Source organism: Streptomyces sp. NBC_00322, assembly GCF_036147535.1.
Lineage (GTDB): Bacteria > Actinomycetota > Actinomycetes > Streptomycetales > Streptomycetaceae > Streptomyces.
This window is the reverse complement of sequence record NZ_CP108019.1, coordinates 7,282,246-7,295,283: the sequence shown is the minus strand read 5'-3', so window position 1 is coordinate 7,295,283 and position 13,038 is coordinate 7,282,246. Positions and strand designations below refer to the sequence as shown.

Sequence of the window (13,038 nt, the reverse complement as noted above, 5' to 3'; positions counted from 1 at the left end):
CAAGGGCCAATGAACAGCCGGTGGATCGTTTTCGAAGCTCAGGTGCGGGTCGCTCAGGTGCGGATCATGTGCCGGGGCGGTCTGCCAGGGCGACCGGGGGCTCGTCGTCCATCTCGAAGGCCAGCGGGAACGGCGCGTGGCCGGCCAGCCGGAACCAGCGGACCTTGCGGTGACGACGCAGAGCGCGGGCCGCGCGTACGGCGTCGTTGTGGAAGCGGCGCGCCATCGGGACGCGGCGTACGGCCTGGGCGAGCTCGCCCGCGGCATCCTCGCCGCCCGGGACCGCGCGTACGGCCTCGACCTGCGCGGCTTCGCCGAAGACGGCCCGCAGCGCGGCACTGAGCTCGCTCTCGGCGACCTCGCGCTGCTCCTCCTCCGCCTGGCGGGCGGCGTGCGCGGCCTCGTACAGCACGATCGACGCGGCCGGATCGAGCACACCGGAGGTGGCGAGCTCCTGGGTGACCGAGGCGCGGCGCAACAACTGGGCGTCGAGCGCGGCGCGGGCGGCGTCGATACGGGAGTGCAGCCGGTCGAGCCGTCCGGCGGTCCAGCTCAGATACAGGCCGATCGCGACGAGGGCGACGACGATCCAGATGAGGGTTACGGTCACGGGCGGCAAGGCTACCGGTGCGCTCGTCGCGCCTGCGGCGGGGCTGTTCCCCTACCCGCCCTCCCCCTACGGCCTGGCGGCCGTGGGAGGTACCCCCATCCCGAACTGGGGCTCCGCCCCAGACCCCTTGCGGGGGCTCCGCCCCCGAACCCCCGCGCCTCAAACGCCGACGAGGTTGATCTTCAGCCCGTCCGGCGATTGAGGACATGCGGCCGAAGGTCGCATACGGGGGCCGGGGCGGAGCCCCCGGTTCGCGCCGCGAAGCCCGCGCGGCAGGGGTCTGGGGGCTTGCCCCCAGTTCGGGAAGGGGCGGGGTGGGGAGAAATCAGTCCCGCGCCAGCCCGAACCTCGCCCGGAACCCCGACCTCTCGTCCGCCGCCACCGACGCCGCCCCGTCCGTCACCGTCTCGTACACCGCCAGGATGTCCGCCCCGACCGTCGACCAGTCGAAGCGGCGTACGTGCGCGCTGCCCCGGGCGCGCAGTTCCTCCCGGCGCACCGGGTCGCCCAGGAGGCGGACCGCCGCCGTGGCCAGTGCGTCCGCGTCCTCGTTGGCGAAGAGTTCGCCGGCCGCGCCCTGGTCCAGGACCTGGGCGAAGGCGTCCAGGTCCGAGGCGAGCACCGGCGCGCCCGCCGACATCGCCTCGACAAGGATGATGCCGAAGCTCTCTCCGCCGGTGTTGGGCGCCACGTACACGTCGACGCTCCGCAGCAGCCGTGCCTTGTCCTCGTCGCTGACCATGCCGAGGAACTCCACCTGCCGCCGCATGTCGACGGGCAGTGACGCGACGGCTTCTTCCTCGTCGCCGCGCCCGGCCACCAGCAGTCTGGTCGCGGGCCGCTCCGCGAGGATCTTGGGCAGGGCCTTCATCAGCACCGGCAGGCCCTTACGGGGCTCGTCGATGCGCCCTATAAAGCCGATCGTGTCGCCCTGCCACTCGGCCTTCGGCTCGGCCTTGTCGAAGAAGCCGACGTCGACGCCGTTCGGGATGACGACCGCGTCACCGCCCAGGTGCTCGACCAGGGTCCGCCGGGCGTACTCGCTGACCGCGATCCGGGCGCTGATCTTCTCCAGCGCGGGCTGGAGGATCGGATACGCCGCGATCATGGCGCGGGAGCGAGGGTTCGAGGTGTGGAAGGTGGCCACGATCGGGCCCTGCGCCGCCCAGCAGCTGAGCAGGCCCAGCGACGGCGAGGTCGGCTCGTGGATGTGGATGACGTCGAAGGTGCCGTCGTGCAGCCAGCGCCGTACCCGCGCGGCCGACAGAAAGCCGAAGTTGAGCCTGGCGACCGAGCCGTTGTACGGGACCGGAACGGCCCGCCCCGCCGAGACCACGTACGGCGGCAGTGGTGTCTCGTCGTCCGCCGGTGCCAGCACCGACACGTCGTGGCCGAGCCGGATCAGATGTTCCGCCAGGTCTCTGATGTGGAATTGGACGCCACCCGGTACGTCCCAGGAGTACGGGCAGACGATGCCGATCTTCACAGCGGCCGCTCCTCGAGGTCCGCGAGCCACAGCCGCTGCAGCATGTGCCAGTCCTCCGGGTGCTCGGCGATTCCCGTGGCGTAGGCGTCGGCCAGCGCCTGTGTCATGGAGGACGTCTTCTCGTCCTTGGTACCTGTCTCGGGCACCTCGACAGGCGGGTGGATCTGTCCCCGCATGAGCGGCGCTTCGTCGTACCACAGCGTCACCGGCAGCAGCAGGGCACCGGTCTGCTGGGCCAGCATCGCCGGTCCGGCCGGCATCCGGGCGCTCTCGCCGAAGTACTTCACCTCGACGCCCGATGCCGACAGATCACGGTCGGCGACCAGGCAGACCAGGCCGCCGGAGCGCAGCCGCCGGGCCAGCGTGCCGAAGGCGGAGCCGCCCGTGTGCGGCAGCACCTCCATGCCGAGGCTCTCTCGGTAGGCGACGAACCGGTCGTACAGCGTCTCGGGCTTGAGCCGCTCGGCGACCGTGGTGAAGGGAACGCCCAGGGTTCTGGTGACCCACACGCCCGCGAGGTCCCAGTTCGCCAGGTGCGGCAGCGCGAGGATCACTCCACGGCCGGAGGCGAGGCCGTCCGTCAGGTAGTGGGAGTCCTTGATCTGGACGTTGTCGGTGACGCGCTCGGCGCTCCAGGTGGGCAGCCGGAAGGACTCCATCCAGTACCGCATGTACGAGCGCATACCGGCCTTCGACAGCTCGGCGAGGCGCTCGGGGCCCGCGTCGGGCACGACGCGGGCGAGGTTGGACTCAAGCCGCAGCACGCTCTTGCCGCGCCGCTTCCACGCGATGTCCGCGATGGTGCGGCCGAGAGCGGCGGCCGCCGGCTCGGGCAGCTTCTTGACCGTGCTCCAGCCCAGGCCGTACAGCCCGTCGGTCAGCCGCTCCCGCATCACGTCGCCTCAGCCTCGTTCCCCTGCCCCGCGGCGGCGTCGGCCTCCGCGGACTCCCGCCGTACCGTCACGACCCGCTGCCCGAGCGTGACCAGGCTGCCGACGGCGACGACCCACAGCGCGATCGGCAGCAGTACCTCGATCCCCGGCACCCCGAAGGTGTGCAGACCGGCGAGCCCGGCGGCGACCAGCGAGATCACCAGTCGCTCTGCCCGCTCGATCAGCCCGTTGACGGCGACCGGGAGGCCGATCGATTCCCCGCGCGCCTTGGTGTACGAGACGACCTGGCCGCTCGCCAGACAGAAGATGGCGACGGCACACAACACATTGTCGTCCCCCGTGCCCGCGTACCAGAGCGCGAAGCCGCCGAAGATCGCGCTGTCCGCGACCCGATCGAGCGTCGAGTCCAGGAAGGCTCCCCAGCGGCTCGAAACCCCCGCCTGCCGCGCCATGTTGCCGTCGACGAGGTCGGAGAAGACGAACGAGGTGATGACGATCGTGCCCCAGAAGAACTCTCCCCGGGGGAAGAAGACCAGCGCACCCGCCATCACTCCGGCCGTGCCGATGAGGGTGACCGCGTCGGGGCTCACCCCTCGGCGGAGCAGAAACGCGGCGAACGGTGTGAGGACACGCGTAAAAAATGCACGCGCGTACTTGTTCAGCATGGCCTTCCCGAGGGTCGGTGGGCCGAGTGGCCCCAACGGCCACCGGCTGGCCCATCGTAGCCAGGCCCCGCGCGCTCCACCGAGGCACACCCGGCTCCCGTGGTCGCGTACGACGTATGGACGCAACCTGACGGGAGTGTAAAGCTCGAAAGACGACCGCGGGCATCGCCGGAGCTGCCCCCGGACGCTGTCCGGGACCCTCCCTCATGGCTCCCCGCGCCCGCGGCCCCACTCTCCTCACCGGGCAATCGATCGGGAGGCAAGATCATGGGCGACAAGAACGCACACCCCGGAGCCGCCGGCAGGGCAGCTACGGCCGACCAGCCCTCATCCGTACGGAACGTGGTGCTGGTCGGCCACAGCGGATCGGGAAAAACAACATTGATCGAGGCCCTCGCGCTGACGGCGGGGGCGGTCAACCGGGCGGGCCGGGTCGAGGACGGCGGGACGGTCTCGGACTACGACGAGATCGAGCACCGGCAGCAACGTTCCGTCCAGCTGTCCCTGGTCCCCGTCGAATGGGGCGGGTACAAAATCAATCTCCTGGACACTCCCGGATATGCCGACTTCGTCGGGGAGCTCAGGGCCGGTCTGCGAGCCGCGGACGCGGCCCTTTTCGTTGTGTCGGCCGCGCAGGAGGCCGACGCGATCGCGGGCGCGACCCGGATGGTGTGGGAGGAGTGCGCGGCGGTCGGAATGCCGCGCGCGATCGTCGTCACGCATCTGGAGACAGCGCGGACCGACTTCGAGGAGCTGACCCGGGTCTGCGGGAACATCTTCGGCGGCGACGACCCCGACGCCGTACTGCCGCTGTATCTGCCGCAGTACGGGGCGCAGAATCCCGACGGGCACGCCCCGGTCACCGGCCTCGTCGGACTGCTCTCCCAGAAGATCTTCGACTACTCCTCCGGCGAACGGAAGGAGACCCCGCCCGATCCGGCCCAGACGCCGCTGATCGAGGAGGCCCGCAACCGGCTGATCGAAGGGATCATCGCCGAGAGCGAGGACGAGACCCTCATGGACCACTACCTCGGCGGCGGCGAGATCGACCTCAAGACGCTGATCGGGGACCTGGAGAAGGCCGTGGCGCGCGGCATCTTCCACCCGGTGCTGGCCGCGGCCGCCGCGCCCGAGGGCGCCAAACAGGGGCTCGGCACGGTTGAGCTTCTCGAACTCATCACGGGCGGCTTCCCGACCCCGCTGGAGACCACCGCCCCCGCCGTGACCACCCCGCAGGGCGCGCCGCGCCCGCAGGTCAGTTGCGACCCGGACGGTCCGCTGGTGGCCGAGGTGGTCAAGACCGCGTCCGACCCCTATGTCGGCCGGATTTCGCTCGTACGGGTCTTCTCCGGCACCCTGCGTCCCGACGAGACCGTCCATGTGTCCGGGCACGGTCTGGCCGACCGCGGCCATGAGGACCATGACGTCGACGAGCGCATCGGCGCGCTCTCCGCGCCCTTCGGCAAGCAGCAGCGCCCGCTCGGCCACGTCATCGCCGGAGATCTCGCCTGTGTGGCCAAGCTGGCCAGGGCGGAGACCGGGGACACGCTCTCGGCGAAGGACGACCCGCTGCTGATGGAGCCCTGGACGATGCCCGATCCGCTGCTGCCGCTGGCCATCCAGGCACACAGCAAGCCGGACGAGGACAAGCTCTCCCAGGGGCTTTCGCGACTGGTCGCCGAGGATCCGACGATGCGTCTCGAACAGAACCAGGCGACGCACCAGGTGGTGCTGTGGTGCCTCGGTGAGGCGCACGCGGATGTCGCGCTGGAGCGGCTGCGCAACCGCTACGGCGTCCAGGTCGACGTCGTACCGCACAAGGTGTCGCTGCGGGAGACCTTCGGCGAGCGGTCGGCGGGACGCGGGCGGCATGTGAAGCAGTCCGGCGGGCACGGCCAGTACGCGATCTGCGAGATCGAGGTGGATCCGCTGCCGGCGGGCTCGGGGATCGAGTTCGTCGACAAGGTGGTCGGCGGCGCGGTGCCGCGGCAGTTCATCCCGTCCGTGGAGAAGGGCGTACGCGCGCAGGCGGCGCGCGGCGTCGCGGCCGGATATCCGCTCGTCGACGTACGGATCACGCTGCTGGACGGCAAGGCGCACTCCGTGGACTCCTCCGACGCGGCCTTCCAGACGGCGGGCGCGCTCGCGCTGCGTGAGGCGGCGGGCGATGCGCGCATCGATCTGCTGGAGCCGGTGGCCGAGGTGCGGGTGCTGGTCTCGGACGAGTACGTGGGTCCGGTGATGAGCGATCTGTCGGGGCGGCGCGGCCGGGTGGTCGGCACCGAGCAGGCGGGCGGTGGGCGCACGCTCGTACGGGCCGAGGTGCCGGAGATCGAGATCGGGCGGTACGCGGTGGACATGCGGTCGATCTCGCACGGCACGGGGCAGTTCAGCCGCTCCTACGCCCGGCATGAGGCGATGCCGCCGCAGCTGGCCGACAAGATCCGCGAACAGGCCGAGCACGGCTCATAGGTCCTGTCCGGTCGATCGGGCCGGATCAGGGAGCGGGGTCTGGTGCGTGCAGCTGCAAGGCGGAGGATGGAGCCCACGCGGAGCGTAGGCGACTGACGACAACGCAGCAGATGGGCGTGCCAGGGCACGCGAGCCCGGCAAGATCGGCCGGGCAGGGCCTGGTTGACAGTGCCGCCCGCCGACCGCTCTGGGGCGGGCGGCACTTCAAACCTGTGACGTGGGCCGTGCGCCCCCGATACGCTGTAGTGCCCCAGCTCAGAAGGTGTGCGGGGCGCGGTAGTTGGGAACAGGCCGCAGTGCAGATGCTTGCGGCGATGGGGGCGGTAGTGGCGAACGACGCTTTCGATTTCACTCCCGGGGCGCAGGTCCCGCTCCTGGGCTCGGCCGGACAGACGGCGGCGACGCATGCGCTCGCCTCCGCCGCGTACCGCGACAGCCCGGTCAAGGACCTGCTCAAGGCCAACAGCGAGTGGCACAAGTCCGAGGTGAAGCCGGGGAAGTTCTCGCTGTTCGAGCCGAATCTGGGCGAGGCGTTCTCGCGGGCGGTGCAGCTGCGGATGCTCGGCGGCGCGCGCAAGGCGCTGATCCAGTCCTTCGGCACCGAGCCGCAGGCGGTGGTCGAGCACTGCCTGGCCGCCACCCGAATCCGAAAGGAGCGCGACGCCAGACTCACCGGTGTGATGGCCGTGTTCGGGCTGCTCTTCCTGCCCGGGCTGCTGCTCTGGCTGGTCGTATTCCAGCTCCGGCGGACGATCGCGGGCGCGTCCAACAAGCGAGCGGGGGCGCTCGGCACCCTGCTGCTCGTCGGCATCGGCGGCCTGGCCGTGATCTTCCTGATCCGGCTGCCGTTCGGTGGGCTGCTCGGCTACTACATCCGCGGCATGATCGTGGCGCCGGTCATCGGCTGGGTACTGGCCAAGCGCATCTGCGAGTCCACGGCCAAGGATCTGCGCGCGCGCTGGGACAGCCTGCTGTCGGGTGGCGGTCTCGGCGCCAAGGTGCCCGAGGCCGTCCCCGGGCACCCCAATGAGACCGCGCGCGAGCAGCTGCGCCAGGGACTTGAGAAGCTCACCGCCGAGCAGCAGTCCAACGCGGTCTTCTACGCGGGCCCGAAGGGGATACTCGGCATGGGCACCCGCTGGGGAAGCTGGCAGATGGCCGAGGAGCTGGTCTCCAAGGAGGCGGGCAAGGACATCAACCAGTTCCGCAGCTGGGACGTGATACGAGCGGTCCACGACAAGCTGAAGATGCTGGAGCGCGGCCCGCTGAACTCCGGCGGCTTCCCCACCCCCTCGGTCAAGCACTGGATCGTGGCGCCGGTCGGTGAGAACGCCGGGGAGGTGTCCCGGCCGGAGGGCCAGGACGTGGAGACCTTCCAGGTCAAGGGCCACGAGATACAGCGGATCTGCAATCACCAGCAGTTCGGCGGCGGGAACCGCCACTATCTGGGCGTGCAGTTCACGCTCTGGGACGGCCAGTTGGTGATCACGATGATGATCACCGTGACGGTGCTCCACGAGACACTGCGCATCGAGGTGACCGGGCATGCGCTCGGCCCGGTGCACTCGCTGTTCACCACCAAGCCCGCGCCCAAGACCGTCACGGTCGCCAAGACGGTCCGTTTCTGGGAGACCGTCGACCGGGCGCTGCCGCTGGTGGAGACGCCCGAGGTGGTGCGGCTCGCGGTGCGGGCGCCCTTCACCTGGTATCCGCCGCTGCTCGACTTCCTCGGCGGCAAGCTGGTGCTCCCCGAGCCCTTCGGGCTGCGCCACGCCTGGGCCGAGAAGCCCTGGCGGCACCGTTTCATGGCGGACGACGCGATGCGTGCGGCGACGCCCGTCCTGCGTGTGACGCACGCCGCGGCGATGAGGGTGCTCGAGGAGAACGGCGTGGACACCGAGCGCTTCGGCAACCGCTCCATGATCGTGAGCGGCTTCGTCCAGGACCCCACGCCCCGCAAGGCCGACCTCTACGACGCGTAGGAGTGGCCCGCCTCTTCAGGAGGCGGGCCAGGCCTCCGCCAGCATCTTGCGGGTGTCGGCGAGCAGCTGGGGCAGCACCTTCGTGTGCCCGACGACGGGCATGAAGTTGGTGTCCCCGCCCCACCGCGGTACGACGTGCTGGTGCAGATGCGCGGCGATCCCGGCGCCTGCGACCGTGCCCTGGTTCATTCCGATGTTGAAGCCGTGCGCGCCCGACGCCTTGCGCAGCGCGGTCATCGCATGCTTGGTGAACAGGGCGAGCTCGGCGGTCTCCGCGTCGTCCAGTTCGGTGTAGTCGGCGACATGGCGGTAGGGCACGACCATCAGATGCCCGCCGTTGTACGGGTAGAGGTTGAGCACCGCGTAGACGTCCGAGCCGCGGGCGATGACAAGCCCGTCCTCGTCCGACGTGGAGGGGATGAGGCAGAAGGGACAGCCGTCGTCGGCCCCCGGACCGGTCGGCTTGTTCTCTCCCTGGATGTACGCCATGCGGTGGGGTGTCCACAGGCGCTGGAACGCATCCTGCGTTCCGACTCCGATCTGCTGCTCCGGCTCAAGCGTCATGCTGTGCAGCATATGACTTCGCCCGGCCGCGCAGACGGGAGACCCCCGCAGCACTGATCGCGCTGCGGGGGTCTCGTACGGCATGCGTGCGCGCTGCCGAGTGGGCGGCGGTCGTCAGAGCTGGACCCGCTCCTCGACGACCTTCGCGATCTTCGCGATGGCCTCGTCGACCGGGATGCCGTTCTCCTGCGAGCCGTCGCGGTAGCGGAAGGAGACCGCGCCGGCGGCCATGTCCTCGTCGCCCGCGATGACCATGAAGGGCACCTTCTGCTTCTGCGCGTTGCGGATCTTCTTCTGCATACGGTCCGAGGAGGCGTCCACCTCGACCCGCAGCCCCTTGGCCTTCGCCTTGGCGGCGAACTCCTGCAGGTAGGGGATGTGCGCGTCGCCGATCGGGATGCCGAGCGCCTGGACCGGCGCGAGCCAGGCCGGGAACGCGCCCGCGTAGTGCTCCAGCAGCACCGCGAAGAACCGCTCGATCGAACCGAACAGCGCGCGGTGGATCATGACAGGGCGCTGCTTGGTGCCGTCGGGACCGGTGTACTCCAGGTCGAAGCGCTCCGGCAGGTTGAAGTCGAGCTGGACGGTGGACATCTGCCAGGTACGGCCGATGGCGTCCTTGGCCTGCACGGAGATCTTCGGCCCGTAGAACGCGGCGCCGCCCGGGTCGGGGACCAGCGGGAGGCCCTGCTTCTCGGCGACCTTGCGCAGCGTCTCGGTCGCCTCCTCCCAGATCTCGTCGGAGCCGACGAACTTCTCCGGGTCCTTGGTGGACAGCTCCAGATAGAAGTCGGTGAGGCCGTAGTCACGCAGCAGGTTCAGCACGAAGGTCAGCGTCGAGTCGAGCTCGTCCGCCATCTGCTCCTTGGTGCAGTAGATGTGCGCGTCGTCCTGGGTGAAGCCGCGGGCCCGGGTCAGGCCGTGCACGACGCCCGACTTCTCGTAGCGGTACACGGTCCCGAACTCGAAGAGACGCAGTGGCAGTTCACGGTAGGAGCGGCCGCGCGCATCGAAGATCAGGTTGTGCATCGGGCAGTTCATGGGCTTGAGGTAGTAGTCCGTGCCCTCGTCGAGCTGCATGGGCGGGTACATGCCCTCGGCGTACCAGTCCAGGTGGCCCGAGGTCTCGAAGAGCTTCCCCTTGGTGGCGTGGGGGGTGTAGACGAACTCGTACCCCTCCTCCTCGTGCCGCTTGCGGGAGTAGTCCTCCATGACCCGGCGTACGACACCGCCCTTGGGGTGGAAGACCGCGAGACCGGAGCCGATCTGGTCCGGGATGGAGAACAGGTCCAGCTCGTTGCCCAGCTTGCGGTGGTCGCGCTTCTCGGCCTCGGCGAGGAACTCCAGGTGAGCCTTGAGCTCTTCCTTGGAGGGCCAGGCGGTGCCGTAGATGCGCTGCAGCATCGGGTTCTTCTCGCTGCCGCGCCAGTACGCGGCTGCATTGCGCATCAGCTTGAACGCCGGGATGTTACGGGTGCTTTGCAGGTGCGGACCGCGGCACAGGTCCTTCCAGCACAGCTCGCCGGTCTTGGCGTCGAGGTTGTCGTAGATCGTCAGCTCACCGGCGCCGACCTCGACGTCCGCACCGTCGTCGGAGGAGGCGGAGCCCTTGATGCCGATGAGCTCCAGCTTGTACGGCTCGCCGGCGAGCTCCTCGCGGGCGGCCTCATCGGTGACGACGCGCCGCGAGAAGCGCTGGCCGCGCTTCTGGATCTCCTGCATCTTCTTCTCGATGGCCTTGAGGTCATCGGGGTGGAAGGGCTTCTCGACGTCGAAGTCGTAGTAGAAACCGTCCTTGACCGGCGGGCCGATGCCGAGCTTGGCCTCGGGGAAGAGCTCCTGGACGGCCTGCGCCATGACGTGCGCGGTGGAGTGCCGCAGGATGTTGAGGCCGTCCTCGGAGGAGATCTCGACCGGCTCGACCTCCTCGCCGTTCTTGACCTCGTACGCGAGGTCCTTCAGCTCACCGGCGACGCGGGCGGCGATGACGGTGCGCTCGCCGGGGAAGAGGTCGGCCGCTGTGGTGCCCGTGGTCACCACGCGCTCTTCCCGCTCGGAATCGCGTTGGATGATCACACGGACGTCTGACACCGGTCTCTCCTGACTGAAGGGGGACGCCGCGTTGGTAGTGGGCGCGCTACGAATCGTACCGAGCCGGTGGGCCCGCTCGCGAAACGGTTGTTTCCCCCACCCCCGCCCCTTCCCGTAGCTGGGGGCAAGCCCGCAGACCCCCATGCGCCCTTCGGGCGCGTCCTCAAACTCCGGACGGGCTGGATGTGCGGCTCGGGCGCACACTCCAGCCTCGTGGGGGTCCCCCCGGACGAAGTCTGGGGGAGTTTGAGGCGCGGGGTCTGGGGCGGAGCCCCAGTTCGGGAAGGGGCGGGTAGGGGAAAGCCCGCCGCAGGCGCACCGCAACCCCCGCACCCTCACTCCCCCTGACACGCCTCCTCGAAGAAGTCCAGATTCTCCTGGAGCGACTTCATCAGCCGGTCCCGCTCCGCCTCATCCACCTGTACCGGAACCACATTCGAGGCATCCGTCAGCCGCCGGAACCCCCCTCGGCTCTCCAGGCGCCCCACGACCCGGATCGGCAGGCCGACCAGGTGCGCATGGCCCGCCGTGCGGTAGGAGTCCTCGTCCAGGGCCACCCGCACGTGCGGCACCTCCGCTCCCGCCAGGACGCGCAGCCGTACCGTCCCCGCCCCCCGCGGCCCGGAGCGGCGCATCCGGACCACCGTGCCGGTGACGCGGACCGGCACGGACGGCTCGTCCTGGAGATAACGGGCGCCGGCCTCGCGCAGCGCGGGCAGGTCGCCCGGCGAGAACTCGACCGGTTCGTTCCGCGGCGCGCAGCCTGCCGGGACTCCCGCCGCGGGTGACCACTCCAGAGCCACCCGCGCCCCTTCGGAGCCACGCACCAGCGCGATGATCGCTTCCGTCAGCTCGCGGCTCACTCCCGCCTCGACGGCCGCGTCGAACGCCTCCATCCCGCCCGTCGCGCGCTGGTAGTCCGCCGCCTCCCGCGCCGCCTGCAGGGCGTGGTACAGCCGCACCACGACCGCCCGCCCGCTCTGCACCGGCACGAACGCGGTGAGGCTGCGCCCGCCGGGCGCCGGTCCCACCAGGACCCCGTCCAGCGAGGCCTGCGCCTGCCGCCGGTGCCGCGCGCCGTAGTACCCCGCGCGGCCGCGCGCCGCCAGCGCCCCGGCCATCAGCATCTGCCGTGCGGCTCCCCGCAGTTGCTCCTGTACGGTCCACGATGCCGCGCCCGAGGGACCCTGGGGCACATCACGCCACCACCGGATCTCGTCGCTCGGCACGGTCAGTCCGACGAGCACCTCACGGGCCGAGGGCGCGGCGCTGCGCGCGAGCGCGGTGAGCGCCTCGCCCAGCAGGTCCTCGCAGTCCGGGAACGACCTGCTCTCGGGCACCAGCAGACTCGTACCGCCCGCCCCCGGCCCCGGCGGCGTCCAGCGCGCGTAGCGCCCGGCCGCTCCCCCGCGCCGCCGCCAGCCGTGCCGGTCCAGGAGCGCCCCGAGGACAACGGGGTCGACCTGGGCGGGGTCCGGTTCGCCGCTCCCGTACCAGGCGCCCGGCAGGTCGCCCGTCGGATGGGGCCGTACCGACTCGTCGAAAGGCCGCTGCATCAAGGTCTCCCTCCCACCCCGACCCTGGTCATGATCTCGCAGAGCGCCCGGTCGTCGAAGATCCGCGAGGTCGGGATCCGCACAGTGGTCCTGCTCCTGCCCGTCACCGGGTGGCCTGCCAGGTTGGTCCAGTAGCAGCAGTGCCGCAGATCGAGCCGGTCGTGACTGGCGCGCAGCCACTCGCCCTGGGTCCGGGGGACGAGCATCACGACGAGGATCTTGTGCACGGACACCGGGGTGCGGGCCAGCTTCACCAGGTGGTCGTTGTCGAGGGTGAAGGAGAACGCGGGTCCCGGTGGGTGCGGTGGGATCTGGTATGTGCACTTGAGCTGCACCTTGATGGTCACCTCGTCGTCGACGGTGTGACCGGCCGAGCTGTGGCTGACATGCCAGTCGATGCCGTTGTCCGGAAAGGGCTGCGACAGGGAGCAGCCCGCCGCTGCGGCAACGGCGTGCAGATAGCCCACCTGGAGTGTCTCCATGCAGGCGGTGGTGGCGAGTGCTCCGCGCAGCGGTACGGTCCGCTGGGGCAGCAGCCCTCCCCCTTGGCCTTCGGCCTGGGAGGTACCCCCAGACTCAGGCTGCGTGAGCGCCATGGCTCCTCGTGCCTTCCGGGCTGTGCCGATCGATGTCCCCTGGACGGGATGTCAACTCACGTACCCGTCATCTGTGTTGTCACCGCCCGGCGTACGGCGCAAACAGCCCGGGTATCACCGATT

At 70.2% G+C, this 13,038-nt stretch carries 10 protein-coding genes; 2 read left to right on the top strand and 8 right to left on the bottom strand.

What is annotated here, in order from left to right; genetic code table 11:
* Nucleotides 1–64: 64 nt before the first annotated feature.
* The 4 genes from OG905_RS33360 to pgsA all read right to left on the bottom strand — a co-directional run bounded on the left by OG905_RS33360 (nt 65) and on the right by pgsA (nt 3,654).
* Nucleotides 65–610, bottom strand: a complete 546-nt coding sequence (locus OG905_RS33360) for a hypothetical protein (protein ID WP_324978451.1) — start codon at nt 608–610, stop codon at nt 65–67.
* 325 nt (nt 611–935) lie between these two features.
* Nucleotides 936–2,096, bottom strand: coding sequence for a glycosyltransferase family 4 protein (locus OG905_RS33355; RefSeq protein WP_328680054.1), 1,161 nt, complete (start codon nt 2,094–2,096; stop codon nt 936–938).
* Entirely contained in the window at nt 2,093–2,989 is an 897-nt protein-coding gene (locus OG905_RS33350) for a phosphatidylinositol mannoside acyltransferase (RefSeq protein ID WP_328680053.1), read from the bottom strand. The genes OG905_RS33355 and OG905_RS33350 overlap by 4 nt, the downstream gene beginning before the upstream one ends.
* Nucleotides 2,989–3,654, bottom strand: coding sequence for a phosphatidylinositol phosphate synthase (pgsA, locus tag OG905_RS33345; RefSeq protein ID WP_328680051.1), 666 nt, complete (start codon nt 3,652–3,654; stop codon nt 2,989–2,991). The genes OG905_RS33350 and pgsA overlap by 1 nt, the downstream gene beginning before the upstream one ends.
* Nucleotides 3,655–3,921: 267 nt before the next feature.
* Here pgsA and OG905_RS33340 point away from each other — a divergent pair, with 267 nt between their 5' ends.
* Both OG905_RS33340 and OG905_RS33335 read left to right on the top strand, forming a co-directional pair.
* Nucleotides 3,922–6,126 (top strand): elongation factor G-like protein EF-G2, encoded by a 2,205-nt coding sequence (locus OG905_RS33340; protein WP_328680050.1) that lies wholly within the window; start codon nt 3,922–3,924, stop codon nt 6,124–6,126.
* Nucleotides 6,127–6,452: 326 nt separating this feature from the next.
* Complete coding sequence (locus OG905_RS33335) at nt 6,453–8,108, top strand: hypothetical protein (protein ID WP_328680048.1); 1,656 nt, start codon at nt 6,453–6,455, stop codon at nt 8,106–8,108.
* 15 nt (nt 8,109–8,123) lie between these two features.
* Here the strand turns inward: OG905_RS33335 and OG905_RS33330 are convergent, their stop codons facing one another.
* From OG905_RS33330 to OG905_RS33315, 4 genes are all read right to left on the bottom strand, one after another.
* Nucleotides 8,124–8,684: an HIT family protein gene (locus OG905_RS33330; protein WP_328680045.1), complete on the bottom strand. Its 561-nt coding sequence runs from the start codon at nt 8,682–8,684 to the stop codon at nt 8,124–8,126.
* 102 nt (nt 8,685–8,786) lie between these two features.
* Entirely contained in the window at nt 8,787–10,763 is a 1,977-nt protein-coding gene (gene thrS / locus OG905_RS33325; protein ID WP_328680043.1) for a threonine--tRNA ligase, read from the bottom strand.
* Between the two features lie 335 nt (nt 10,764–11,098).
* Entirely contained in the window at nt 11,099–12,319 is a 1,221-nt protein-coding gene (locus tag OG905_RS33320) for a hypothetical protein (protein WP_328680042.1), read from the bottom strand.
* Nucleotides 12,319–12,915 carry a DUF4365 domain-containing protein gene (locus OG905_RS33315; protein WP_328680040.1) on the bottom strand — a complete coding sequence of 199 codons (597 nt, stop codon included), beginning with the start codon at nt 12,913–12,915 and terminating at the stop codon, nt 12,319–12,321. The genes OG905_RS33320 and OG905_RS33315 overlap by 1 nt, the downstream gene beginning before the upstream one ends.
* Nucleotides 12,916–13,038: the final 123 nt, after the last annotated feature.